This is a genomic window from Pseudomonas sp. PvP027 (assembly GCF_017833005.1).
Taxonomy (GTDB): Bacteria; Pseudomonadota; Gammaproteobacteria; order Pseudomonadales; family Pseudomonadaceae; genus Aquipseudomonas; species Aquipseudomonas congelans.
This window is the reverse complement of the sequence record NZ_JAFIBK010000001.1, coordinates 1,737,972-1,762,614: the sequence shown is the minus strand read 5'-3', so window position 1 is coordinate 1,762,614 and position 24,643 is coordinate 1,737,972. Positions and strand designations below refer to the sequence as shown.

General features: G+C 54.0%; 22 protein-coding genes. 3 read left to right on the top strand and 19 right to left on the bottom strand.

The window, feature by feature from the left end; translation table 11 throughout:
• Window positions 1-6: 6 nt before the first annotated feature.
• Entirely contained in the window at window positions 7-930 is a 924-nt protein-coding gene (locus tag JOE33_RS07130; RefSeq protein WP_097085928.1) for an AraC family transcriptional regulator, read from the bottom strand.
• 42 nt (window positions 931-972) lie between these two features.
• Between JOE33_RS07130 and JOE33_RS07125 the strand changes: the two genes are divergently transcribed.
• Window positions 973-2,094, top strand: a complete 1,122-nt coding sequence (locus tag JOE33_RS07125) for an aldo/keto reductase (RefSeq protein ID WP_228601283.1) — start codon at window positions 973-975, stop codon at window positions 2,092-2,094.
• A 313-nt stretch (window positions 2,095-2,407) separates the two neighbouring features.
• On the opposite strand, the gene JOE33_RS07120 is transcribed toward JOE33_RS07125, so the two are convergent.
• Window positions 2,408-3,553: an MFS transporter gene (locus JOE33_RS07120; protein WP_025990951.1), complete on the bottom strand. Its 1,146-nt coding sequence runs from the start codon at window positions 3,551-3,553 to the stop codon at window positions 2,408-2,410.
• A 564-nt stretch (window positions 3,554-4,117) separates the two neighbouring features.
• Between JOE33_RS07120 and JOE33_RS07115 the strand changes: the two genes are divergently transcribed.
• Both JOE33_RS07115 and JOE33_RS07110 read left to right on the top strand, forming a co-directional pair.
• The gene (locus tag JOE33_RS07115) at window positions 4,118-4,669 is read left to right on the top strand and encodes a TetR family transcriptional regulator (protein WP_101270432.1); all 552 of its coding nucleotides are present in this window, start codon (window positions 4,118-4,120) and stop codon (window positions 4,667-4,669) included.
• Window positions 4,670-5,207: 538 nt separating this feature from the next.
• Window positions 5,208-5,618, top strand: coding sequence for a DUF3742 family protein (locus JOE33_RS07110; protein ID WP_348635080.1), 411 nt, complete (start codon window positions 5,208-5,210; stop codon window positions 5,616-5,618).
• Window positions 5,619-5,669: 51 nt separating this feature from the next.
• Here JOE33_RS07110 and JOE33_RS07105 read toward each other — a convergent pair whose 3' ends face one another.
• The 17 genes from JOE33_RS07105 to JOE33_RS07025 form a co-directional block, all read right to left on the bottom strand.
• Entirely contained in the window at window positions 5,670-7,208 is a 1,539-nt protein-coding gene (locus JOE33_RS07105) for a conjugal transfer protein TraG N-terminal domain-containing protein (protein WP_209924060.1), read from the bottom strand.
• Window positions 7,205-7,579 (bottom strand): hypothetical protein, encoded by a 375-nt coding sequence (locus JOE33_RS07100; RefSeq protein ID WP_209924059.1) that lies wholly within the window; start codon window positions 7,577-7,579, stop codon window positions 7,205-7,207. Before JOE33_RS07100 ends, JOE33_RS07105 begins: the two co-directional genes overlap by 4 nt.
• A 2-nt stretch (window positions 7,580-7,581) precedes the next feature.
• Window positions 7,582-8,973 (bottom strand): integrating conjugative element protein, encoded by a 1,392-nt coding sequence (locus JOE33_RS07095; RefSeq protein ID WP_004409751.1) that lies wholly within the window; start codon window positions 8,971-8,973, stop codon window positions 7,582-7,584.
• Complete coding sequence (locus tag JOE33_RS07090; RefSeq protein ID WP_209924058.1) at window positions 8,970-9,908, bottom strand: TIGR03756 family integrating conjugative element protein; 939 nt, start codon at window positions 9,906-9,908, stop codon at window positions 8,970-8,972. The genes JOE33_RS07095 and JOE33_RS07090 overlap by 4 nt, the downstream gene beginning before the upstream one ends.
• On the bottom strand, window positions 9,905-10,378 hold the full coding sequence (locus JOE33_RS07085; RefSeq protein WP_209924057.1) for a TIGR03757 family integrating conjugative element protein: 474 nt from the start codon (window positions 10,376-10,378) through the stop codon (window positions 9,905-9,907). The genes JOE33_RS07090 and JOE33_RS07085 overlap by 4 nt, the downstream gene beginning before the upstream one ends.
• A 281-nt stretch (window positions 10,379-10,659) precedes the next feature.
• The gene (locus tag JOE33_RS07080) at window positions 10,660-15,018 is read right to left on the bottom strand and encodes a hypothetical protein (RefSeq protein WP_209924056.1); all 4,359 of its coding nucleotides are present in this window, start codon (window positions 15,016-15,018) and stop codon (window positions 10,660-10,662) included.
• A 669-nt stretch (window positions 15,019-15,687) separates the two neighbouring features.
• On the bottom strand, window positions 15,688-16,386 hold the full coding sequence (locus tag JOE33_RS07075) for a thioredoxin domain-containing protein (RefSeq protein ID WP_054994243.1): 699 nt from the start codon (window positions 16,384-16,386) through the stop codon (window positions 15,688-15,690).
• Window positions 16,383-16,682, bottom strand: coding sequence for a hypothetical protein (locus tag JOE33_RS07070; protein ID WP_054994242.1), 300 nt, complete (start codon window positions 16,680-16,682; stop codon window positions 16,383-16,385). The genes JOE33_RS07075 and JOE33_RS07070 overlap by 4 nt, the downstream gene beginning before the upstream one ends.
• Entirely contained in the window at window positions 16,679-19,687 is a 3,009-nt protein-coding gene (locus tag JOE33_RS07065; protein ID WP_074594595.1) for a conjugative transfer ATPase, read from the bottom strand. The genes JOE33_RS07070 and JOE33_RS07065 overlap by 4 nt, the downstream gene beginning before the upstream one ends.
• Entirely contained in the window at window positions 19,687-20,142 is a 456-nt protein-coding gene (locus tag JOE33_RS07060) for a TIGR03751 family conjugal transfer lipoprotein (RefSeq protein ID WP_209924055.1), read from the bottom strand. The genes JOE33_RS07065 and JOE33_RS07060 overlap by 1 nt, the downstream gene beginning before the upstream one ends.
• The gene (locus JOE33_RS07055) at window positions 20,120-21,604 is read right to left on the bottom strand and encodes a TIGR03752 family integrating conjugative element protein (protein ID WP_209924054.1); all 1,485 of its coding nucleotides are present in this window, start codon (window positions 21,602-21,604) and stop codon (window positions 20,120-20,122) included. The genes JOE33_RS07060 and JOE33_RS07055 overlap by 23 nt, the downstream gene beginning before the upstream one ends.
• Window positions 21,594-22,517, bottom strand: a complete 924-nt coding sequence (locus JOE33_RS07050; protein ID WP_209924053.1) for a TIGR03749 family integrating conjugative element protein — start codon at window positions 22,515-22,517, stop codon at window positions 21,594-21,596. The genes JOE33_RS07055 and JOE33_RS07050 overlap by 11 nt, the downstream gene beginning before the upstream one ends.
• On the bottom strand, window positions 22,514-23,182 hold the full coding sequence (locus JOE33_RS07045) for a PFL_4703 family integrating conjugative element protein (protein ID WP_054994239.1): 669 nt from the start codon (window positions 23,180-23,182) through the stop codon (window positions 22,514-22,516). The genes JOE33_RS07050 and JOE33_RS07045 overlap by 4 nt, the downstream gene beginning before the upstream one ends.
• On the bottom strand, window positions 23,179-23,571 hold the full coding sequence (locus JOE33_RS07040; RefSeq protein ID WP_054994238.1) for a TIGR03750 family conjugal transfer protein: 393 nt from the start codon (window positions 23,569-23,571) through the stop codon (window positions 23,179-23,181). The genes JOE33_RS07045 and JOE33_RS07040 overlap by 4 nt, the downstream gene beginning before the upstream one ends.
• A gap of 15 nt (window positions 23,572-23,586) precedes the next feature.
• On the bottom strand, window positions 23,587-23,952 hold the full coding sequence (locus tag JOE33_RS07035) for a TIGR03745 family integrating conjugative element membrane protein (protein WP_054994237.1): 366 nt from the start codon (window positions 23,950-23,952) through the stop codon (window positions 23,587-23,589).
• A 19-nt stretch (window positions 23,953-23,971) separates the two neighbouring features.
• A complete protein-coding gene (locus tag JOE33_RS07030) occupies window positions 23,972-24,211 on the bottom strand; it encodes a TIGR03758 family integrating conjugative element protein (protein WP_054994236.1) in 240 nt (79 codons plus the stop codon).
• Window positions 24,208-24,570: an RAQPRD family integrative conjugative element protein gene (locus JOE33_RS07025; protein WP_074594590.1), complete on the bottom strand. Its 363-nt coding sequence runs from the start codon at window positions 24,568-24,570 to the stop codon at window positions 24,208-24,210. The genes JOE33_RS07030 and JOE33_RS07025 overlap by 4 nt, the downstream gene beginning before the upstream one ends.
• Between the last annotated feature and the right edge of the window lie 73 nt (window positions 24,571-24,643).

Here is a 24,643-nt window from a genome sequence, read left to right as displayed (position 1 = left end):
TGGCATTTAGCGGGAGTTCGGCTTGGCGCCTGCGCGATATCTTCCAGGGCTTTCACCTGTTATTCGTTTGAACGCGGAGTTAAACGCAGTTTCAGAACTGTAACCAACGCTTTCTGCTACCTTCGAAAGGCTTTTTCCTTTCTTTAACTCCTGCCCGGCAACGGTCATTCTCCAGCGCAGCAGATAATAAAGTGGTGCGAAGCCAACAAATTTCTTGAAGCGCTGAGCAAAGATGGTTCGTGACATCCCGATCGTGGACGCAAGATCATCCACCGTCCAACGTTTGGCGATATCGCCGTGCATGAGCGAAAGGGCGGCTCCTATTTGTTTGTCTCTAACAGCACCAAACCAGCCGGTAGTGAATGGCATAGCCGCAATATGAGCTCGCAGAGTGTGAACTAAAACGATGTTGGCAATGCTGGTTGCCGATATTGCGTCACCCGGTCGAATTGTCTCGGTCTCGTCAGCGAGAAGATCAAGAACTGCTTTAAGTGATGTGGAGTATGGCGCTGTTGAGGGGAGACGAATCAGAGGAGGTAGCTGGCTGAGTAAGAGATGGCTGACGTCATCGTCAAACGTAAACCGCCCCCCTGTGACGACCACTTTGTCTATCCCCTGACCATAGCGAACCACGCCATCTGCTCCTTTGTTGGCAGTAAAAATCTGGCGTCCGTCTTCCGGCCTTCTTGTCAAATCACTCGCGGTGCAGTACGGCGAACCATTGGTTAGCAGATAGAAATCGCCACGTTCAAATTTTGACGGTGTCATCGATTCTTCACACCATAGCCAAAACGATCCCTCTACCACGGCACCGAATTTTATATGGCGATAAGCAGGAAAACGCATTGCCCAAGAGCCGCACCCTTCAAAACGCGCCGAAAGGACGCTTTCTACCTTGAGCAGCGAGAGCACATCTGAGAGAGGATCCACAGCGCCTCCGAACGATCTAATAGGAATTACGTCGTGTTGATTATGGATCGGGCGGGTGAATCCTGCAAAGCTACGAAGCAGATAACCGGAGGAAATATGAAATATGTTCAGCTTGGCAATACAGGTGTTTTCGTATCGCGTCTTTGCCTCGGTGCGATGACGTTTGGGGGCAGTGAAAACGCCGTCACGACCGCCATTGGGCGGCTGTCACAGAACGAAACCAACACAATCGTGGGCGATGCGCTTGCGGCCGGGATCAACTTTATTGATACGGCCGACGTCTACGGGGGCGGCGCATCGGAACAAAGGCTGGCTGCAGCATTAAAAGGGCACCGGCACGACGTGGTGCTGGCGACCAAAGCCAGCGGCCGGATGGGATCTGGGCCCAATCAAATCGGACAATCGCGTCTTCACTTGATGGAAGCCGTCGAGGGAAGCCTAAAACGTTTGCAAACAGACCATATTGATCTTTACCAGATTCATAATTTTGATCCACTCGTCCCGTTGGAAGACGTCATGCGTACACTCGACGATCTCGTTCGCCAGGGCAAAGTGCGATATATCGGATGCTCTAATTTCGCGGCTTGGCAGTTGATGAAGGCCATGGGTATTTCCGAGCGCAATAACTTTGCGCGCTTTGCATCCATCCAATCCTTCTATTCACTGGCGGCTCGTGATATCGAGCGAGAGTTAATTCCCGCAATCGACGATCAGAAGCTCGGCCTTTTGTGCTGGAGTCCGTTAGCAGGAGGTTTACTTTCCGGCAAGTTTGATCGCACCGGCTCGTCCGATCCTAATTCGCGGCGCGCCACGATTCAGTTCCCTCCGGTGGACGAATCTAGGGCATTCGATGTTATCGAAGTGTTGAAGGCTATCGCGATCCGTCACACTACGAGTGCTGCGCAGGTCGCCCTCGCTTGGCTTCTAGCACAGCCACAGGTCACCAGCGTCATCTCCGGCGTCAAGAGTTCAGTCCAACTTGCTGACAATCTGGCGGCGATGGAATTGGTACTGGAAAATGACGACATGTTGAAACTTGAGGAGGTAAGCCGTCCCGCGCCGTCATATCCTGGCTGGATTCAAACTTACAATGCCAAAGGACGTGTTCCAGCAGGCCATCCATTTAATGGTAAGTCGTGGCAGTTGGGTGAAACTCCTATCTGATTGTCGAAACTAGAAGGCCATGCAGGCTGTCAATATTATCGAAGCGTACTGTCAACCCTGCATAGAGATCCTGAGATTAGGGCGATAGCGTCTTCCTACTTTTGAGCTGGACACATCGCCCCTGTGGTTGGAGCCGGCAGGTGACTTTATTGGACGCTTACACTGCTACTTCTACGCTGGGCGCTTATGGAGTGGGAAAGTCTCAAGGCGAGAGAATCTCCGCCCCCTCCAGCGCGGCAGCAGGGTAATCTAGGGAGATGAAAGGTGATCGCCACCTGAGCCCCGAGATGACGACCACCTGCCAGGCCCAGCGCTATTTGTATGATGCGAACTTGGCGCTGCAGAGGACGAGGATCAGTAACGCAGAGGTGAACAGCAAAGAGAAGCTTAGGGACGTAGCATGAGCGATAAATCCAATTGCAGCCGGGCCCATCAGTATGCCTAGGTAGCCGATCGCATTGATGATTGCCAGAGCTTGAGCGACGGGCATAACAGTCTGATGCCCGGCCTTGGAGCAAAATATCGGAACGAGATTCGAGATCCCTAATCCGACGAGTACGAACCCCAAAACCGAAACTATCCAATGGTCGATGCCCACCGCCAACGCCATGCCTCCCATCGCCAATACACTTCCTGCCAGTAGCACTGCTCGCGATCCGAGCTTGCTTACGATCCAATCGCCTGACAGTCTCCCTACTGCCATGGTCACGGAAAACGCGGCGTAACCGATGCCCGCAATATTAGGCTCCATGTCCCGATTCGAAGTGAGATAGACGGCACTCCAATCGAGCATTGAACCTTCAACCAGAAAAGCGATGAAGCACAGCGCCCCCAGCAGCAACACCAGCTTGGTTGGCTTCTTTTTGGCCGGCGCTCCCTCCAGCTCCGCGAACGGGAGCATGTGACGACCAAAAGACAAGAGCGCCGCGCCCAATCCAAGAGCCAAAATAACGATTGACTGGACGGGATTGAGGCCAAGCCAAAGCAGCAAGCTTATCGTGCCCGCGCTGAAAATATTTCCGACGCTGAACAGCCCATGAAAGCCAGACATCATCTGCTTGCCGTGGTGGCGCTCAACAAGCGAGCCTTGAAGGTTCATGTTTACATCGGCTGTAGCGATGGCGGCCCCAAACAGAAGCAGAAAAGCCAAGAGCACCCAATATGAAGTGGCTGTTGCCAGGCCAACCAAGCCAATAGCGGTAAAAGCGCTTGCAAGATAGACAGTACTTCTGCAGCCAACTCGGTTTGCTAAACGGGCCACAAACGGCATCATGCACATTGCTCCCGTCCCAAGGCCCAGAAGCAGCAGACCAAGTTCCGCCTCACCTATCTGCGCCCTTTCCTTAGCAAATGGAACCAAAGGTGCCCATGCGCCCATGCCACATCCGGCCAGGAAGAATGCATATCTGGAAGCAGGTAGCGTATTAGAGGTAAAAAAAGCTTGTTCCGTACTATTCATCTAATAAAGCCTGTTGTTAGCAAACGCACACCGTGCCTGTAACATATGTCGCAGACCGATAATAAGAATTTTGCTGACGCATCCGATCTTGAGAGCTATGCCCATTTCTCAGGGATGTAGCGCTCGACAGTGTAGACGCCCGGTGAGTAGCCGAATTTTTCTCCGGAATCTTAGCCGATACGAGTCAGCGCGCAGCCTCCCTGTGCCAAGAGAGATCACCTGTCCCCACGACCAGTAGCATTGATGGGTTCTGACCTAGCAAGGTCTTCATCTTGCGCTGTGGCGTTGAACTGAGCGCATAGTGCCTTCGTCTTCTACCTCAAACTAATAAGAGATTCGTCGAAATTTGCGTCATACAAAAAACCATCAACAACACCGGTCAATTTGTTCATCCGAAAATTTCCTATGCAGCAGCTATTAGGCTCGGTCTCATGCTGAGCACTAGAAACCGTACAGATGTACGGTTTCTATCCTACTGTGAGCGCTAATCAAGGTCAATGAAATCGTACAGTTGTACGATTTTACGTCCTATGCTAATGTCAGCTGGCTGAGATAGGAGCATGCATGACGAACGAGAAACGGAAGACTTGGCGGCAAGACCCTCATCGTAGGGAGCATATCCTCAACGCAACCCTAGACTGCATCGAGCTGCACGGGGTTGCATGCACAACGTACCGAAAAATTTCCGAACTGTCGGGCGTGCCTCTCGGTTCACTTACACACTATTTTCCGAGCATGCAGGAGCTGCTGCTAGAGGCATTTCAGCTGTTGGCTCAATGCGTATCTACTCGATTTGCAGCAGCAATTCGAAAAGCAAAGACTAAAGAAGACGCTTGCCATGCGATAGTGGATGTAATCTTTGAAAGATCCACATTCGGCACTAGAACGATCCAACTGACTTGCGAACTCTATATTTTTGCGGGCCGTAACCCTGTCATGAAGAATGTTATGAGAGACTGGATGCTCGAAATCAGAGTTTCACTCGAACTCTATTTCTCCCCTTTGTCAGCAGTCGCGCTAGACGCTTTGATTGAAGGAATCATCCTTCATCGATCAGTAATCCCCATTGCTCGTGAAGACGCTTATAAAATGATAGTTAGGCTATCCGAGTTGTAACATTTAGTGGTGGTGGACGGAAAAAGAAGGCGTTATCTAGCCCGGATATCTATGCCTATACGGAATAGGGTAGCTGTAGTCACATCGGTCTTCAATGATGAGACGAACATGATGGCCTCCGGGTGCCATGCCTATACATGGGCACCTGCTGAGACCGATGGTATTTCAATCAGAACGGAAACCAAGTCGAATGGCCGCTTTTGGCCGGCAGCTGACTTTCGCGAAGGGCATCTCAGGGTCGAATTATGCCTGCCGTTATAGAGCGCGATCGACTCCAGCTGCCATTCGTGGCAGGCAGCTTTCGACCCAAAGCGGACGTTATCCGCAGGCAGAAATTGGCGGAAATCTCCAGTAAAGTTAGGGATCAAGGCGCGGATGCACTTGGATTACTGTGACAGTATTTCATTCGAAGACACTGTCGAACCGAACATCTGAACGGGTTGTATCAGTTGGTCGGCTATTCGCCGGGAGGTTGATTTCTAAGGGGAAGTAGGTTGAATATAAGATGGGATAGGTCTATAAATGATGTCAGAACGATATGTTCTATGACTGGTTCAAGGGGTGGGCTATGACCACAAACGCTGGCAAAAACGGTAGTGCTGCAATGCGCGTAGGGCATGCGCTCGGCCGAGGCGTGGGTGGGATTCTTCATACTGAAAGAGCTATATGGACCACGTTTGTTCGAGCCGGTGTGCCTAATGCAATCTTGACTCCAGTAAAGTGGGCCGCTCGCGCTTCAGCAATGGTGCTCACTGTAGGATTCGCAGCATGGGGGCTTCTTTACGCCGCAGGCTTGCTTGCAATGGTGTCTGTTGCATTCGCTTTGCTCTCTGGCAGTAGAGGACCTATCTCAGGGGCCGGATCCTTGCAGACGAAGTCTTCCAACGCTGAGCTGCAGGATGGGTATGAAGGGTGCGGTCTATACGTAGACGATGTCCGCGTAGATTGATCCCGGTGTTGATCATTGGACCTGATCAACACCAGCCTCACGTTCAAGATTTTAAATTCTCCCCTTCGCGATTCCAATTGCGACATCAGCGCCTTTACCTCCTGCATCTTTAGCCCCGTTGGTGCCGATGGTAAGTCCTGTCATGAGTGAACCAAGTTGCATCCCGCTCCAGCCCAGCGCGACTACCCAAAACCCCGGAAGTGCTATAAACATTGCGCCCATCACAAAGTCCAGCAGTAAGTCTCCTTGGGCATTGCTGGCCCCAAACACTGGGTCAAAATTGGAGTGGGGGACGTTGCTGCCGAGCCCGTTTCCATAAAGGGCGTCTAGAATCGTGCTGTCCACCCAGCGGGCCAGCTGGAACCAGAAGTCGACAAAGATCAAAGCGAACGCAGCAAAAGTAATCGTCATCACGACCTTCAGATCGAACATCCCGATTACCAGCACGAATGGAATGCAAATGATGAGAGCCATCTTCAGGAAGGCCATCACCATGGGCGCTGCTTGCCTTACACTGTCCATGGCTGGATACATCACAAGAGATCCTGCTGCCTGACCAGCTGTAGCTGCAAGGCGTGTGAAGTCATTTAGCACAGAGCCACCGACTTGACCGCCATAGTCTGAATAAACCTGACCCTGGGTCAGTTGCTGCTTCCTCGGAGAGACCAGATCCCGGATGACCGAGTCGCTCACTTCGGTCGGGGTCATGAATTTTGCCCACTGAGCAAGCTTGCTCAGCAGATCTGGACTGACCTGTTCCAGCAGCCTGGCTCTAAGACCGACGCTTCCATCCGACCACCATTGAGTGCATGTAGGAAACCCACCACCACCAGTGGTTTGTGGCAGGCCCGCGTCCCGGGTTGCGTCATAGGGCCATTTGGTTCGGGGAGTGTGTGACCTTAACCCAGAGAAGCCATCGCTGTAATAGCCGGATGTTTGCAGGAAGAAGTGCGAACCGATCCAGTTGACGTCGTTGAGTTGATCATTGCTGAGGGTAGGCTGGGTCATGAACAGCTTTGCGCGCGCACGTGCGTAGCAATCGTTCGTGAAGTCAGCGACCTCCTGGGCAAGCAGCGGATCGTTGATGCGGGCCTTGTTGACGTCCATCCGGACCTGTTGCAAGTCCACTCCACAGGGAATAGCTGCGACTGAGGCCGCAGTTGCTGCCTTGGACATCGCATGCACAAACAGCCACCAGACGGGCACTGTGGCGCTTTTACCGTTCAGCGTACTGAAGGATGTTTCCCAGCCTGTATCAGTTGGATTGGGTATTGAGTATTGGCATTGCTCTGAGCGGCTCCGGTCGAACTGGATGGTATCAATGCTGACGTTTACCAGAGGCATGCAAGCCAGGATGATGACTAGGATTGCCGTGTAGAACCGGTTTTCTACTCGGGCCAACGAGAGGACGCCCTTGTTGCCCTCATCAGCTCCCTCACCGCGGGCTCTGAGCCATTCGCTGATGACAATGGCGGCAAAGGGGGCTGCGAAGAGTCCGCTGTCCTCGATCATGTTCCAGATGCCGCCGTTTATGAGCCATCCGACCAACGTAAGGTAATACTCAAGGTAGTCATTCGTGTGCAAGATCATGGCAGGTCAACTCCCGCTACAGTGGCGGCGCGCCGAAGCTCGAAAAGGAGAATGACGAAGATGGCCATGACCTCGCAGCGACGAAGCCCCGAGGGGAATAGATTTGTGTCTGATGCTCGCTGTTTAAGGGTGCGCCTTAGCCTGTACCAGCCGAGCCCTATCGCTGCATAAAGCGACAGCCGCCAGGCCAGCATGTAGTTGTAGTGTGCTTTTTGCCATTCCCTGAACTGCTCAACATCCCCAAAGAAATGTACGATGGCCGTCATGAAAATCACAGCCAGAACAATGGTCAGCAAGACCGGCCAGGTGAACGATACAAGCGCCTTTGCGCCCCTACGTAGCCATCCCTTGGCAACCGGCAATGAACTCATGATCAGTTACCTTTCGCAGGGTTCTGCAGCTGATCGAGGCGGTCGGGCGTTGGATCTCCTTGAAAGATGCCTTTGGAGCTGTCCTTCCGGCTCTGAGCCCTCTGTAGGATGGCTGTCGGTGAGTTGCTGGCCAAGCTGCGACGCATATCCAACTCGGTCTTGAGGTTGTCAATTTCCTGTTGCAGGCTGCTGTTCTGCTGACTGACCGCCTGCAGGGCCACATCGTTGGCGGCAATGTTCGGTTCTTTGCTGCCGGTGAACATAGTGCGCTGAAGCAGTAGCGCTTTGCCGAGAACCTCAGATAACGCTACCTCTGAAGCAAGACGTTTTGCGAGAATGTCCTGGTCGTGCTCAGTCCTGAGTGCCTCGACCACTCCACGGGTAACAGGCAGAGAATCGCTGCTCGCTGCAGTCAAGTTTTCTGAGGTGAGGGCCTTGCTGCCCGAGATCAATTCCTGCAGCGCCTTGAGCTTGGAGTCGTAGGATTCCTGTATGAGAGGTGTGAGGCCAACGCCGGCAGTGGAGGTTGTTTTGGTGCAATCCTCACAAGTGCGTTGTTGTTGCTCTCCCAGTACCCGGTTGGCGAACGTGGTAGCTGCCTGAGGCGAGGACCAGGTGGAACACACCATGCCGTTGTTGCAGGCCGAAGGACTAATGGACGATGTATCGGCAGCGCCGCGTCCGTTCAGCAAGTTGTATCCCGCTCGGGTAACGTCGCCTACGACCTTGATAGGTTGCTGGCCAGATCCGCCGGCCTTATTCCCTCCGAGCCACGTAATACCGTCATTCCCTCCCTGCTTTTCGACCTGTGCAACGGCTGAGACTGCATCTGTGTTCCCGTTTTTCACCGCCTGACTCATAGCCTGGCCCTCGGCGATCTTGTTCCAGCCCATCTGTCCTCCGGCGACATCGAGCATCTTGTCAGCAATGGCACGGCAAGTGCCTTTGGAGCGGTCGAAGTCAAGACGACCCTGCAGAATGCCGTTGGTGAGCAGGTTGTACAAAGCCGGGTTAGCCCGCTGGATAATCAGTCCTGGTAGTGATGAGACGGCGCTGGTAGCGTTTGAGATCATCGACCCCATGATCGTCTGAAATCCGGAAGTTGCTCCATTCAACTGATTCTGGAGCGTGTTGTTCATGCTCATGTTTCCGCAGACCAGGTTGCTGTTCCAGCCACCGCCGATGCTGATGCTATCCATATTCCCCGCCGTACCCATCGTCACAGCGTTGCCGCCTCCAACGCTGTAGAGCACGTCGTCACCGATCACGCTGCCCGATGAGCTTGCATTGATTCCCGGGATTTCGGCGAGAGCACTATGGGCTGTCAGGGTGCTCATGAATGCAATAGTCAGAAAGGCAGCGCGGCGCATAGTTGAAGTCCTCTTGATCATCATTGAAAGTCCGTACTGCCAAGAAAGGTTTGTCCTTCCCGCTTGCAGCAGGAATACGGGCGCCATAACGCCCAGGCGTAACCACCATCGGTCGCCTGCACACGGGGCTGGGGGTTTGGAAATACCGCGCAGCTTTGACTGAGGGTCGGCGTGAGCTCTTGCCACTTACCGGTGGTGGCGTCGGTCTCGATCAATTCTCCTGCCGGCCAGTACCCTGGTTGCGGCTGTGCCAGAAGCGGTTGATAGACATGAACCTGACCGCTGCGAGTGACCACGTCACCTGCACGCTGCGCGATCACGGATGCCGCCTTGTAATCGTCGGCTTGATGGATAAAACCACTGCGAGGGTAGACGCTTCCCCACATGTCCCCCGACGTCAGACCACCCACCTCTCGACGGCCGGGAATCAGTGCTTCTGGATACACTGATTCTGGAACGCCGTAACGCCAGGCGACAGTGTCCAAAGTGCTCAGCAGGTAGGGCATGTAGGGCGTGGCTGCACCCTGGCAGGCATAGCCCGAGGCGCTGGCAAACTTACTGAATGTTGCTCCTCCGGGGTGGCCTATGACGTCAGCGTTTTTGAATTTAGCCAGGCTATCTTCGTTGCTGTGATTGGTGGTTCCGTCACCGCCATCCTGGGCGAACGAAGTTGATGAGCTCAATGAAGAGACCTCAATCCACGGGTTTTCACCGGTATTCGAGTAGCTTGAGACCACGGCGTCTGGAACGAAGTGACGAACCTTTGTCGACGTCTTTACCTTGCATCCAAACGGGGTGCAGAGCAGCCAGTAGCAGATTCCGACCACCTTGTACTCCAGGCAGTCAGGCGACAGGGTTGAGGCGACCAGGGTGGCAGATGTCACCGTGCCTGCTGCTGCCGGCCAGGTTGAGATCGACAAGGCCAAGGCTGCCCACGCTCGAGGCTTTCGCAGGTTCATCGCGGGTCGTCTCCCTGGCCAGATGCGTTCTGATGTTGGGCGGCGGCGCGCCACTGGGCAACGCGATTTTCAGCCGCCGTAGCGTTAGTTTCCCCATACACAACAAACTTGCGGTCGACCACCACTGCAGGCACCTTCGTTACCCCCATGCTCCAAGCGTCTACGAGATCTTGTTGAGCTAAAGCCAGATCTCGTTGCAAGCGCCGCGCATCGCTGCTCTTGAGGCGTTGCTGCATGATTGCGATGGCTTGTTGCTGATTAGCCGGCAGTCCTTCAGAGAGCTTGGCCTCAAGCCTTTCTGATTCGTCCAGGAGGATCAGCCGGACACGTTCCGGTGCCTGAACTGGGTGGTTCCGGTCAGTAACGATCCACGTCTCCGCGTTCGCGAAGGGGACCTGTATGGCCGCAATCAAGATCAGTAAGGCCATGTGGTTCTTGCAGCTGAGACGGTAAGGTCTGGAGGGTGGCATTAGGCAGTACCTGCAGGTGGTGTCAGGTACAGAAAACGCGATTAATGAACTGTCGTCAGTAGGAAACCGTTATCAGGACGATTGAGGTTTGCGGACGACAGCAAGCTCAGACGGCCTTTCTATGCTGGGCTATCTCTAGTGTGTTCGTTTCGAGCTACGCCACACCATGCCTCATGGTTGACCAGCGTTTATAAACAGGGACCTACGCCTCGAGGCAGGCATGGAACCCTGCCTGCATTTGGCATTTAGGAATCTTTGAATTCAGAGTTCAAGTACTTGCGCTAAGGCTTGCTCTTCTGTCTTTTGAGACGCTTCCTGGACGGCGTTTGCGCGGGAATACCTCGTTTGGTGAGGTCCACTCCAATAACCTCAATATCTTCAACCTCGGGAAATTGGGGGGCGAGCTTCCTCCAGTATTGTTGCAGTCCTTCGATTAACTCTTCGAAAGTTTCGGCAACTTTCCCGGCGTCGAGCTTCCATTTTTTCCCCGGCTTCTGTCCGTGATACACCAGTAAGTAGACGCCATATTTAGAATGAATATCGCGGAGGTAGTCCCCGGCCAGCTGATTTTCCAAACGCTCCAGCAACTGGTCGCCGCTCCATTTCTCCGCAAGCTTCAGTTCAACCGGAACCTGAGCATCAAAGCCTTGACCGTGGAAGCGCAGGTCTGGACGCTTATCGTCAGCGAGTTGCTCTTCCTGAGGCACCGTGTAGCGATTTCGGGACCGCTCTCTGCACCAGTTGCCGATGTATTTGCGGATGTCGGTTTCTTGGAACGCTGGCTGAAGAAGTGACGCGATGCTGGAGTCGCCGTCTTCCAGTGAATGTTTAAGGTCTAGGAGCTGTACCACAGTCAGATCCCATAGGTCTCTATGGGTTGCGGGTGTGCGCTCCAGCCGATCATTGAATTCGCATACCTGCTGAGGGGTCCAGGGAGCCATATTCGCGTCGAGTGTAGCTTTTTCCTTAGCTTGCAAAGCCATCCAAGGCCGCGAGCTACTGTTGGGGTGATGCTTTGAAATTTCTAATAGGGCATAGAACGCCTCTTTGCCAGGGGTATCGCGAATGAATGTGAACAACGCATTGCGGGCATCCTGCGCGTCGTCTCTCAACTCCGGTGAATAAACTCCAGAGTTGGCACGCCGAATGTCACGTTCTTCATGGATATAGGTATTCATGAGTAAATACAATGCTTTCATATGGTCTATGGTGCGAAAAGCGTCGCGTGCCAATGCTCGCTCTCGACGACTGCTGACTAGTGCGGTAATGAAACGTATTGCGAAGTCAGTCGCACTTGCGTCATCGGGGATCGAAGATAGCCGTGCGGTGAGTGCTGGAATGGCCATATGAGGTTCAACGCCGACCCATGCTGCAAACCATAGCGGAGCTGTTGTTAGGTCCTTTGTGGCTTTCGCTTTGCGAGACACTAGTCCGATGATAGACGTTTGCTCCAAAGATGAACCTTGGATTATGGTCAGCATTTGGCGAAGCCGTTTAACGCTCTTCGGGGTAATTCTTAGACGCTCGATGAAGCTCTGGGCCAATCCATTCCATAACCATTCTCCAGCCCAACTAATATCGTACAACACGTAAGAACTGTCTGAATTAGGTTCCTTGATAGTCAACTCGAAATCGATTTCTTTGTTTAATATATCCAGCACCGCAGCTGGATATTCACGGTAGAGTCCAGGCAGCCAGCCCGGGAAACCGTTGAGTTCATGCAAGCCGTACCGAGTGGCCAGGACTGCCTCTTCGTGTGAGAGGGCTTTCAACCAACCTTCATCCTCCCTTGCTTCGATGGATAGCCCGACCAGCCCGAATATGACGCTGTAGAGCGTTGAGTTTTGAACTGCACCTTCGGAGCGCAGCAAAGGTTTGTACTCACGCCAGAACTCGACAGCGCCGTCGCGGAAGGCGGATGCAACGTCTTCTCCAAATTCTGGAGTCAGATCGCGCCAAGTTCTCTCGCTCCAATTGGAGGAGCCATTCGATGGTCTGCTCAGCCGCTCCAGCAAATAGCATTGGTACTTGTTGAACTGTCCTGGCACTTGAGGAGCTCTGATCAATGCTTTCTCGGCTTGTAGCCGTTCCCTCCATTGACGCTTGCGGCCATCCTTCACAAGGGCCCGACGCGCGGCTTTTCTTCTGAGGCGTTCGTGCTGCACAGCCCATTCCTGGGGGGGATTGTGCGGAGGATTTATCAGGTTTTGAAGCAAGGCTTCCAGAGCGTCGTCCCTTGGACATGCAGAAATTATGTACTCCAAAACATCACTACGCTCTCCGCTATCGCGGTAAAGCGAAAACGCCAGAGTCAACGCCACCGATTTGTCATCCGGTAACTCCCGATTTCTAATGTCTCCGCATATCCATACGAGATCTTTTTCGTCAAACGACCACAGATGACCGAAAATTCCTACCTGTGAAGAAAGGACTAGGGGTTGGAGCCCATGACTGTAAGATCTCAAGTACTCCCGCGACTCGGCTACGTCGTACCAGAACAATACTTGATTCAGTTCAGGCCAATTAGCTACGTGCTGCTGCAGTGACTCTACGATTCTGCTTGAATCGAGCTCGCCAACTTCGTGGAGCATTGGGATCTTACGCAACAGAGACAGCACTGGCTCACTTACAGCCGAAATAGCTCGGCTACTGATCAGTGCCAATATGATTTGGGCTGTAGGGTTGGTCAGCCACTGAAATCGTTCAGATATACTGGTTGTGAATGACTGCAAGAATGGAGGCGTATTTAGAAGTTCAAGCAGCCCTATAGCTAGATTTGCTAGAATTGAGGCCGGCCAGTCTGCTAAATGCTTAGAAAGCACTCTGGTCAAAGAGTCAATAATATATCGCTCTGCAGGAGCTGATTGCTCAAGCGCACGAACCAGCCATCTGACCGACTCTTCACTAGGCTCGAGCCAAGGTATTAGCTCTTGCAACCATTCTTGATGAAGCTCGTCAACCTCTTCAAGAATTTGTGTTCGTACATCCTGCCGATTTTTTTTAGACCCTATCTCTGACAAGGCTTGAAACGCCGCAACCCGAGTGCCGTGCAGGGGAGAGTTCAGTGCAAGATGCATTGTCTGTTCTACTGCTCCTGTCATTCGGCCTTGCCAAACCATCAGTAGTAGAAACCATGACGTGTCCTCGTTATGAACGAACTCAATTAGCAAGGCTTTGATCTCATCAGTTAGATCCGGCGCTGCAAACCGTTTGATAGATGAAAAATCAGTAATTGATCTGCTATACGCAGGTCGCGAGAGTTGCTTACAAGCGTCTCGTAAGATACGAATTCGAACCGGAAGAGGTAGCCGACTGGGGTCGCCGCCTTCAAATATGACCTCGGGGCAGAGACTACAAACATGGTCGAGGATCCGTTCGTCTTTCAGCACTAGCCAAGATAAAACCGGTCGCATCACGGGGATCACGACCTCTAACCCGTACTTACTTCGAAAAAATAGATTCTCTACTTGTTGGCGTGATGAGTCCTGTTTGAGGAGCTCACTTAGCCACTCTGCAGTCAGGTACTCTCGCACTGAACGGTGATGGAAGCGAACCGTACCGTAGATGCCTCCGTCGAAGATGGGTCGCTCCAAAAGCAGCTGACGCTTCGCATCATCCCATGAAGGAAGAATCTCTCGTATGTCTAGCCCTTGATCGTTGTGTTCCCCGTCGGGCGTTTGAATCGCTGACTGCTGACATAACGTTGCAGCCGCCGCAACAAGCCGGGCTCCTTTTCGCGATTGCAGTGGAGTGAGCGATCGAGCCTGTGCTCTGTCCTGATCACGCTCTTGCAAGCGACGATCAACGCTACTGCGCATCAGGTCGTAACGAGAGCCAATGGTGTGGTTAATTTTCCAGTAATCGATGAGTTCAATCAGGTCTTGCGGGCGTGTTGTCAGAGAGCCCGCATCCATAAGCTCAACCTGATTAAGAAAATCTTTGGGGGCTGGGACCTCCTTCGCACGGAGGAATGCGGTGATGTGATCACCATCTAGAGGCTCTAACGCGAAAATTTTGAATGGTGCGGCGGCATTTTGCTCAGGGGGATCTTCGCGGGATACGACGCCTAGCTCATCAGGTGCATCCTGTTCATTTGACTCGTATCTATGCAGCTGGAAAGGAAATTTAGTTCGGCACAATATAAGGTCGGTTTTCACTCTCCAGGCAGAAGTACGTCCTGTGATGAGGATGTGGGCCTGCTGCATCACGCTTTTGAGTGTTAGGCTGAGACGCTTGATAGCGACCTCGAAATCCTTTGGATGTCGCAATCGTGCTTCATCCACCGAGTCCAATAACAACCACCCCTCTTCGCCACTTGCCAGCCATTCGTGAAACTCAGCGTGTGTGCCTTCTTCGAAGGCACTTTCCAGATCTGAGGTGATGGACTCTATTCGCATAAAAAAAGCGTGCTTGCCTGCATTCCTAAGTCTTCTGGCAGCATTTTGGATTTCAGCTGTTTTCCCCGCCCCGGCTTCCGACAACACAACGACTCGCGGTTCTCGAAGTAGGTCTTCCCAGCGAAGCGCGCTTTCCTGGCCAAATACCTGCGTCAACACTGTTTCATCGCTGGCAGCAGAGTCAAATTCAAGTTCACGAAATGTTCGGTCTACCGGGATGTATCCATCAGCCAGTGCTCGCATGGGAAATCCGTTTCTACGATATGGAGACGGCTAGTAAACACGATTTTCAACGGATGTGCTTCTCCAAGAGAAAACTATTTTCCGTATCCAGAATTCGCTCTTTTGGTCCGAATCTTGTCTCAAACACGATTCTGCCCACCAGGAGTCTTATTCAGCACGCCTGGTTGGAGTATTCTGTGAAGCTTCCATGAAGGTAAGTACTTATATCTGGCATGCCCGGCTTCAGCTACCGGATGAGATGCTTACTATCATCTCCCTTTTCAGAGTTGGGGATGTACGCATATAATTTTTGCGTGCAGTGCAGTGCAGCAGCAGATCAGAAAAATCAGTATTTTTCGTCTGAATTGGTAGCGGCTTCGGAACATCCTTACAGGCTGTATAGAATATACAGTATCTGTACACTTCTATGGGGCTGGGCACATTATCAATGTAGTCACTACCAAAGCTATCGGGCTCGAAGATCTGGTAAAGATGCGACCTTTTCGCCCAGCATCGGGAGTCATGATCGCGCCATCCTTGGGGGCGTCTCATCGCAAATTCGCGACTAGTGAGTGGTGACATAATGATCGGGTTAGTTGCAGTGGCCATTCCATACGTAGCTCCAGCACACCCGACCTCGAACAGGGTGGCGTGAGCTGACCACTACTTCGCTTTTGAAGACGTTTGCGTTCACTTCTGAGCACCAGCGGTCGGCCCCGCTGCCAGCCAATCTATTGCGGAAAGAAGCACGTTACCGTCAGGTGCTCCCTGCAGCTTGATCGAGCGACCAGATTGCTTGTCCTTAATGACCAGCGTAGGGGTGGCTGTGATGCCGCCCTGGCTCGCCTTGTGAGCCTGGCTAATGACGGCCTGTTGCACAGACAGGTTTCTCGCAGCGCAGTTATCAATGAAGTGCTGTCGATCTTCAAGCCCAGGGATCTGCGGATTGCCAGCAGTTCCAGCACCGTTCGACCGAGTACGCTGATAAATCAGCTCGACTGCGAGCCAAAAAGCGTCATTGCCTCCCTCAATCCCCGCGCACTCAGCCCAACGAGCCTCATAGCTCGCTGCAGGCTCATGCATCGTCAGGGGCAGATGGTGCCACTGAAGATTCACGTCTGGATGCTGATCAACCCAGGCTTTGAGGTGTGGGAAGTAATCCTTGCAGTAGGGGCATTCCAGATCTGCATATTCGACGATGGTGAAACGGGCGCCACGGCTCCCGTATACCCATCCGCCACTATGTCTCTTCTGATCGGCTGCCGGCGCCACGGGGTCACCTGTGACGCCAGGGTTATTTTGAATCACCTCGGTCAGCAGAAAAGGTGAGATAGCCAAGGCGACCGCACCGATGCAGTAGAGGATTTGCCGGCGCGTCGGTCGCTTCATGCGGAGGCCTCTTTGTCGAGAATCTGTTTTGCCAGCAGCTCCTGATCCAGCAGCGTCAGAAGAGCTTTCTGAGCGCTTTCAGGCTGAGGGTGATGCTCAAGCCACTGATCCAGTGCTTTGTGCAGTTGGGACTGAATCTCTCGGCGATCTACCGCTACATGTTTGACGACTTGTAAGTGCTCGATCAATACCGGCGCGCAGATCTTCAATGCGAGCAGGGAGTCTTCCTGCGGGCACTGAAGTATTTTGGTCAGACTGTCGATCAGATTTTGAGTCAGGGCATCCATGGCTCTCATGCCAGGTTCTCCAATGCACGGGGTGTTGGGAATGTAATGTTCAGGGGCTCAATACCTCGTTTCCGGTCGAGATCTGCAGCTACTTCCAGGGCAGCTCCCAACTCGTCGACACCCATGGACTGCATCAGGTCGTAACGCTGTTTTTTCTCTTCAGGCTCGGTCATGGCCAATGCCAGGTACAGGCTCGGCGGAACAGCGCGAAACAGGACTTCCATCGATTTCGAAAGAACCACGCCTTCGGTGTATTTACCGCTCTCTTTGCGTGCTGACAGCATCAAGCCTTTCTGTGCAGGTGTGAGCTCACGGAAACGGGAGATCTTTTCCACTTCGTCAGGCGGCATGTTCAAGCAGATCCACCACTCGATCATGTTGAGCATTGGTGCAGTTGAGGGAGGAAAGTCATCCATGTTCTGTGTTGCCAGCCAGAACCAGGCCCCGAGCTTTCGCCACATTTTGGTGATCTTCATAATGTAAGGGGCGAGGAGGGGGTTTTTGGTGATGATGTGGCCTTCGTCTGTCACGTTGACAAGAGGACGGCCCTTGTACTGATCACGCTCCGCTATGTTGTTCACGGTGTTGATCAGCGAGATGTAAGCGATCGACAACTGGGCGTTGTAGCCCTCACGTGCGTAGGTGGCCAAGTCGACGATGGTCAGATCTGCCTCAGGCCAAGGCGTACCCGCACGGTTGAACATCTCCCCGTCGGCGCCCATGCAAAACATGTCCATGGCTTCGGCCATTTCAAGCATCCGATTGCGTCTGCCCTCGGGAATGGAGGTGTCTTCCCCGGCCGCGCGCAACGCATTGCGGACATCTTCCGTCAGGACGGTGCGATCGGCGTCGGAGCAAATTCTGGCCGCTGCAAGGATGCACTGTCGGATTACGCTGCGGTCAGCCCGGGTCAGCCGAGCTTCCTCTTTTTCCTCACCGCCGGTGATCATCAAACGGGCTACGATTTCCATCTCGCCGAGGACATCCCGTTCATCATCGTCTTCATCGGGCTTGGCATTCATGTCCTCGTCAGAGCTCTCTAGGTCATCAGCGTCCAAGGTCTTGACCTGGCTCGGAGTGTTTACCAAGCGAATGGCGTCAGCGAACGGAGCCAGGCTAACGCCCGAGTTCGGGGCCAGCTTGATCCTGTTGACTGTCAACCCAAGCTTTTTCGCGAAATCCCCGAGTAGGCCGAAACTGTTACCCGCCTCGACGATGAACAGGCGGGGAGCGTAAACCGCAATGAGCTGGTTGAGCAGGTTATTCAACGTGGCGGACTTACCTGCCCCTGTGGGGCCGAACAGAAACATGTGGGCATTCATCTGACGATCCAGCTTGTTGAATGGATCAAATGTCAGTGGAGCTCCACCACGGTTGAATAGCGTGATGCCAGGATGCCCAGTACCACTGGAGCGACCCCACACCGGGCACAGGTTTGCAACATGCTGGGCGAGCATCATCTGCACGTACCAGTCCATGGATCGCTTTTGATTGACGTCGAAATTCCCGGGAAGCCAACGCAGGTAGCTGTTGAGCGGGGCCACCTCGTCGTCAGATGCTACGGGTTCCATACCGGCACCCAGCAATGCGTTGGTCAACTGCATGCTGCGCGCGGTGAGCTGTGCTTCGTCATTTCCCTTGAGGTAAAAGGCGATGCTGCCTCGGTACAGCTTGTGCTCACGACCGATCAGTTTCCTGGCATCGTTTACCGCTTCGCGGGTCAGTAGTGAAGCCTGGTTGTCACCCACCGACTTGCGTGCCAGCTTTTCAAGATGAGCCTCCAGCACGTCTTGAGGTGTGATGACCAGGGTGATGGCCAACACAGTGTCCTCAGGCAACTTGTCGAACAGGGCATGCAAGGCATCACCGCCTTTACGTGTTTCGCCAGTCAGGTGGCCGGTCTTCGGGGCTTCGCGCAGCCGATCCAGCATGATGACTCTGTGAGGCTGGCCATCGAAGTACCACAAGCCTTTTTGACTGTCGGATTTTGGCTCTCGATAAAAGAGTCCCTGGGCGAAGTCGTCGCCAGTGACCAGTGGGAGATCCTCGCCTGCATCCTCTGTGCGTTTGTTCACCAGTTGAAAGAAGCGATCAAAGTCTTTGAGAGTCGTGCCCAGGTGATCAGGGTGAGGGTTGAACCACTGCAGGAGCCAATGTCGGATGTCGTAACCGTCCATCCGTTTGCTTTTAATGCCGGCGTTGGCCAGACCTCCTGTGAAACGCTGACAAATGTTGTCCAGGTGCATGGCAGGGGTTTGGCCACGGAACGCTGCATCACCGACTACCCGGCGATACACGACTACCCGCACGCGGCGCTGCTGGCCACGCCAAGGCAATTTTGAAACTGTGGTGTCTTCAAAAAGACCACCAGGTTTGGCGATTGCATCGAGGTGATGCTTGAAAAGATCCAGATACAGCTCCGAGAACGGGCTGCCTTTAGCCTGTGGTCGGATGTATTCACGCAGGTTACGAAGGTAGTCATCCCAGCTGGTTTCGTCCTTCGCGTAGAACTGCACAACCCAAGGTGAAGTATCGAGCTCGTCAAAACTGTTTTGCAGCGCGTTCTCCAGGGCATCGCGCACCTTGCGAAGCCATTCGGGATCACGGCCTTCAGTGCCGATCGGAGTCAGTTCGAAGAATGCTGCCAAGGATTTGCCATCCTCAAGCAGCATCGCTTGCTCAGCTGGCAGGTACTCAATCCATGGAAGGAGGTCGACAAAGCTCGGCTTGACGTCGTACAGCGCGGCGACGTCGCCAACCGTGGCAGGCTTCTGCTTCGGGTTTCTCCAATCGCCTGGCGCGGGTATGCCCTGATCCTCCAGTCGCTTCAGGTAACGTTCAAGGGCAGCATCCACATCGTTTTGATCTGAAGCTTTCAAATCCCCAACCAGATCATCCTCAGGCTGTTCAAGTTCGACCGCTGAAGGCTCGCTCAGCAGAGGGTCGCCCGCTATATCCGTCTGCGTAGCTGAATTGAGGGACGCGCGGCTTTTGAGCCGTTGAAAAAGAGTCATCAGTAGTCCTCGACCCGCTCGCCAGGCATGGCGTACTGCACACGCTGATAGAGAGGGAACACAGTGGTGTAGCCAGGGACTGGTGCTGGATCGGAGCCCGCAAGGTGCGGAAACACATACATGACAAGATCCGGATTGGGCAGTCGTTTGAACTGGCTGTAGATCTCGTTTTGAGCGGTACGGGTGTAGGCCGCGCTGTCCTGCAAAGGCTGGGTAGCGCCTAAGTCGATTGGACGGCGTAACTCCGAACGCGCATCGAGCAACTGCCGGCCACTAGCGCTCCCGGCCGAACCGGTCGTGCCTTGATTCCAGACGTCCATCATGGTGTTTTGACCATGTGGCAGCATTTGCTCTTTGTTTGTCGAGCATCCAGCCAGCAAGCCCGCCGTGAGAACGCAATACAACAGCGCGCTGCGCGCTGAGCCCAAGTGATCAATCCAGGTTGGCATTGGCATGGTTCGCTCCTGAGGCGTACTTGACCTTGCGGCCTTTGAGTTCGTAGTCAATTTCTAGCTCTTGATCGATGTGCAGTGAGACTTGCGCACCAGGCAGGACATAAATGGCCGCGAACGCTTGTCCGTAGAGTTTGTTAACCCAGCTCGAAACATCCGTGACTCCTTGGGTCAGGATCTTTCCCATCGCCTCGTTACCAGACAAACCGGTGCTACCCAGCGTCCCAGAAGCGTTCGAGACGTAAGAGGAGGTGCTTCCCTCGGTCTTGATCAACGATGCTGCTCCAGCACCGGCTGCGGTAATGAGGGCTTGTGAGCCGATGTACTGTTGAGCATTGCTGCGTCGCTCGCCCGCAATACAGGGAATGCCGTATGGATCACTTATCCAGCCCAGACCACCCTGGATGGGTTGTTGGTCTCCAGAGTTGTTCTGGTTGTTGTTCTGTTGATTCCCACCCTGAACCGGTGCCGGCAACGTGCGGACAGTGCCGTCGGTAAACACGAAGGTCAGACTTTTGATCTGCCCCCGCACGCACGAGAGGGTCCAGTCGCCGGATGCTGTACCGCTGGCCACGGCACCCGCTACGTCGGGAAGGTCGATGCCATTGGCGGTCAGGTTGTCGGGACCGATCAGGACCTTGAACGGGTAGGGGTCATTAACCGTCCCATCAACAGGGACTCGCCCAATCAGCGCTGACATGGCCACAGATCCCATCAACGTCGAGTTCTGAGGCAGGGTATAGGCACGACGTACCTTCTTACGTTCCTGTTGCTGGCCACCCATGTCATCGCGGACAGACTGAGCGCCTGTTGTGAGCGCTTTCTGGCCTCGGTCTACGGACTCGCCGAAGGCTGTAGGAAAGCTGTAGGCGCTGGCTGGGACGCTATTGCCGGCAGTGATCGGTTTACCGTTGCTGTCCAGGGCCGTCGCGTCCTGTGGATCAATCCACACGATGTCTGAACCGCTTGTTTCCGATTTGAACTGTTGGCCATCACCAGGCTGAACACCCAAACCAATCGGTAGGTCCGAACTGGAATTACTGTTTTGTCCCATTCGGGTCAGTTCATCCATCTGTTTGCGCAAGCCCTCCAGCACGCTCTGCTGTTGCTGCTGACTATCCAGCTTGAATTGCTCCTGGGCGTTTTTAAGGCGCTGTTCGACGTTCTGGTCAACGTTTGCCAGTCGCTGTTTGAGCGTCTCGTTGTCCTGCTTGTAGGCATTGTTCTGCGCAATGACGTCTGTGATCTGTTGCTTGAGCTCGCGTCCTTCGGCGACGACCGTGCGCAGCGTATCGCTCGGCGTGTCGCCTTCCACACCAAGAGCTTTGGCTTGCTCAGCCGTCAGTTTTGGAGCAGGGGTTTCGGTACTTGGTGCGGGGGCACTTCCCAGTGATTTGATGCCGACGAAAATCACAAGCAGGAGGAATGGAATCACCAGGTACTTGAGCAGCGGATTACCTTTCATGCTTCGCTCCTTGCGCTGCACGCGGATCTGCTTGGGTCGCCGAGAATACGGCCGCCTGTGTCAGCCCGTGTCCTCGCGTGACCAAGTACAAGGTCGTGGTGTCACTGGCATCGCCGCGTGATCCAAGGTAAGGATGTTGAAACGCTGCAGTGACGAATTCACCCATGAGCTCGCGAGGGTCAAGCGTGATGCGCTGCGTCGTCTGATTCTGCAGCCTCACAGCAGTCACCCAATAATCATCCAGACGCCATGCACCTAAGGGTGTGGACTTCACAGGTAGAGTGGGAAGCAGGGTGGCCAGATCAAGGTTGCGCTCAACCTTCACCTGGGCGATGCCGTCTACAGGCTCAACGGTGCGCAATGGCGCATAGAGCATCTGGGCTGCATAGCGGGTGAGGACGACTGGGACGGGAGTTTCACGCTTGACCACTTCCTCTGGTTCATCGTCTTCATCGCTTGAACGGCTGGATGAGTCCGTGCTCTTCGCAGTGGCCTTGGCTGAGCGTGCTGTAGCAGCCCCTCCATAGCGTGCGGATGATGTTTCACCTTCGACTATCTTCACCGGCTCAAGCGGCGTTTGATCCGTAGATGCCTCTGTAGCAGCGATGTCGACCAGAATGATCTCACCGGTCTTGGCGTTCTGCAGCTGAACTCGAGTTGGCTCTATCGCTTCCTTCGCATACAGGTAGATCGCGCCCCCCGTACTCTGCACCCGCAGCTTTTCAGTCAGCGAACGCGGGAGTCCAACACGAACATTCTGATCAACGAAGACGATGCGTTCCTGATTGATGCGCAGAGGAACGGCCAGCGGCAACCGCTCCCAGCGGAGAATCTCGACTGCCGAGGCGACTTGGACGTTGCCAACCAACACCGCCAGTAATGTCGAGCATGTGATTACCCGCAATACACTCATTTGAAGACTCCTTTCGACGGAGTTGCGGGAGCTTCAACATTGCCCTCGATGCGTTGTGGTGCGCCGTTGTAGCAGTCCCAGGCCAAACCGAAGGGATTGGTTTCAGGGTCGACGTCCATACGTACAACGTGGAGCGGATATCTCGCGAGGGCACGCTTGACCAACTGCCCGCCGTAATACTCGTCTGCTGTGATATCGAGCGTGACAGTCCAATCGTCGATAGAGTTGGTCACCGTCCTGATCTCTGGCGAATCTCCATAGCCTCGACCTGGAATTTCGTACACGCCTCGGACGCGCTTGCGTAGCTCACCGCTAGACCTGCGCAGTTCAAAATCACTCTGAAGGTAATGCTTGCAAGATGGCGTGATGTAAGCATCCAGACGGGTGATATTGGCTTGGTAGTCCTGCTCGCCGTCGACCGGCCACCGGTTCATTTGCTGAAAGATGTACAGGCCGAATGTGTATACCGATTGGGGAGGGACATCCCACCACATTCGCGTGCTTCCAGACCTCAGATCTGGCGGAACGTGAACGGTCAATTGCTTGGGGGCGCTCCACCAGCCGACACCGAGCCCGGCATTAATAAGCGCGAGCAATACAATGGCTATTCTCAAGCTTGTGATGTGGGCGCGTTGTGAGTCGGCCAACTTCAAGAAACGGCTCATCGGTGCTCGCTCCGGCGGCAAGTCCAGTTGCCTGATCGAAGGACCAGGTTGGCTTTGTTGAATGAGGTCGGGCCGAGCATCGCCGTTTGTAGCTGCAACCTGCGGTAGACCCATGTCTCTGGTCTACCGCGTTTAAGGCGTCGCAAGACCCTAGATGCGATGAGCATTCCCAATACTCCTCCTATGAGGGCGCATACCACCGGCATGGATGGAGTCACCATGAAGGCCAGCGGCAGACCAATCACAAAGCCAAACCCACCACAGCCAAATACAGTGACCCACATCTCGTCCGCCGTAAGACCGCCAATCACCACTGGCTGATTGTTCAATCGACTTGGCAGAAAACGCAGGGTGCCGTCTTCATGCTGATCTTGCTGGCGCTCAGTCATGGAAGCCTCTGCGACTCAAAGGATGTTGGAAGCTGTAGTGACCAGGTAGATCGTGACGCCAATCAAGCACACACCGACTATGGCAGTGCTGCCCAAGTCAGCCCATTTGGCTTTGCCCATATGGATTTCGTGGAAGACGCCAAGCGCATGGCGTCCGACCATCACGATGCCGTAAGCGCAGAGACACAACCCAAGTAGTGTGAAGCCATCAAACGCGTAGTTTTGAATCGTCTGTATGAAGCTGGTCCCCGTGCCGCGCGTCGGAGCCTGTGCGCCTGGTAGCGCTGCAAAAGCACTACCTGGGCTTACCGCCATCAGGACGATTGAGCGGCGGGACTGAAAAAGGGCAAATGCCTGGGAAAATAATCGATACAGCGTCATCTTTGTCTCCTTGGAAAAATCAACTCAACAGCATGAAAGTCATAATCATGAACAGCACCGCCCAGCGAGTAGCTGCTACTGCAGCCGCTGGAGCTGCAAGATTTCTTGTCGCCCAACCGCGATAAATGCTTGTAAACACCCAGACGCCCCACAGAATGAGGATGCCCATAGCAAGCCCGGTCCAAAGCGTGTTGCTGTTGGACGGTGAAAAGCCGGCAGCGGCCTGAAAGGCACTGATCTGGGTGGAGGACATCGTCATCGCGTGTGATCACCGCTGACGTTGTATTGGCCTGATATCTCGACTGGGTCGCGGGGCTGTGCCCGAGAGGGAGTCAGATAATCCTGCAGGCCTTGGCGAATGCGTGCGATATCGCTGACTAATCTGGAGTAATCCAGGTGATAGCGCTGGGCCGATTCACTGGGTAGGTTAGCGCTGCGCTGTGCTACGGCCTCAAGCGCATTGAGCTGGCGAATCATTACTTCCACGTTGGCTTGCTCGGAAGCCGTGCCGGCTGCTCGGGCATGCGAGGAAAGCAGCGGTGTGCATATGAGGACTGCAGACAGGCAGATCTGCACGCTTGAAAACGCTGGTTTGATCGCGGGGAGTTTGATTTTCACGTCGCGGGCCTTGGAAGCTGTAGGAATCTATGTCCACAGCATGACCAACGCCCCGGAAGGAATCAGTACGAAA

Coding starts and splice junctions, on each gene's coding strand:
- JOE33_RS07125 (WP_228601283.1), top strand. CDS start 973: ATGGATCGGGCGGGTGAATCCTGCAAAGCTACGAAGCAGATAACCGGA.
- JOE33_RS07120 (WP_025990951.1), bottom strand. CDS start 3,553: ATGAATAGTACGGAACAAGCTTTTTTTACCTCTAATACGCTACCTGCT.
- JOE33_RS07115 (WP_101270432.1), top strand. CDS start 4,118: ATGACGAACGAGAAACGGAAGACTTGGCGGCAAGACCCTCATCGTAGG.
- JOE33_RS07110 (WP_348635080.1), top strand. CDS start 5,208: ATGTTCTATGACTGGTTCAAGGGGTGGGCTATGACCACAAACGCTGGC.
- JOE33_RS07105 (WP_209924060.1), bottom strand. CDS start 7,208: ATGATCTTGCACACGAATGACTACCTTGAGTATTACCTTACGTTGGTC.
- JOE33_RS07100 (WP_209924059.1), bottom strand. CDS start 7,579: ATGAGTTCATTGCCGGTTGCCAAGGGATGGCTACGTAGGGGCGCAAAG.
- JOE33_RS07095 (WP_004409751.1), bottom strand. CDS start 8,973: ATGATGATCAAGAGGACTTCAACTATGCGCCGCGCTGCCTTTCTGACT.
- JOE33_RS07090 (WP_209924058.1), bottom strand. CDS start 9,908: ATGAACCTGCGAAAGCCTCGAGCGTGGGCAGCCTTGGCCTTGTCGATC.
- JOE33_RS07085 (WP_209924057.1), bottom strand. CDS start 10,378: ATGCCACCCTCCAGACCTTACCGTCTCAGCTGCAAGAACCACATGGCC.
- JOE33_RS07080 (WP_209924056.1), bottom strand. CDS start 15,018: ATGCGAGCACTGGCTGATGGATACATCCCGGTAGACCGAACATTTCGT.
- JOE33_RS07075 (WP_054994243.1), bottom strand. CDS start 16,386: ATGAAGCGACCGACGCGCCGGCAAATCCTCTACTGCATCGGTGCGGTC.
- JOE33_RS07070 (WP_054994242.1), bottom strand. CDS start 16,682: ATGAGAGCCATGGATGCCCTGACTCAAAATCTGATCGACAGTCTGACC.
- JOE33_RS07065 (WP_074594595.1), bottom strand. CDS start 19,687: ATGACTCTTTTTCAACGGCTCAAAAGCCGCGCGTCCCTCAATTCAGCT.
- JOE33_RS07060 (WP_209924055.1), bottom strand. CDS start 20,142: ATGCCAATGCCAACCTGGATTGATCACTTGGGCTCAGCGCGCAGCGCG.
- JOE33_RS07055 (WP_209924054.1), bottom strand. CDS start 21,604: ATGAAAGGTAATCCGCTGCTCAAGTACCTGGTGATTCCATTCCTCCTG.
- JOE33_RS07050 (WP_209924053.1), bottom strand. CDS start 22,517: ATGAGTGTATTGCGGGTAATCACATGCTCGACATTACTGGCGGTGTTG.
- JOE33_RS07045 (WP_054994239.1), bottom strand. CDS start 23,182: ATGAGCCGTTTCTTGAAGTTGGCCGACTCACAACGCGCCCACATCACA.
- JOE33_RS07040 (WP_054994238.1), bottom strand. CDS start 23,571: ATGACTGAGCGCCAGCAAGATCAGCATGAAGACGGCACCCTGCGTTTT.
- JOE33_RS07035 (WP_054994237.1), bottom strand. CDS start 23,952: ATGACGCTGTATCGATTATTTTCCCAGGCATTTGCCCTTTTTCAGTCC.
- JOE33_RS07030 (WP_054994236.1), bottom strand. CDS start 24,211: ATGACGATGTCCTCCACCCAGATCAGTGCCTTTCAGGCCGCTGCCGGC.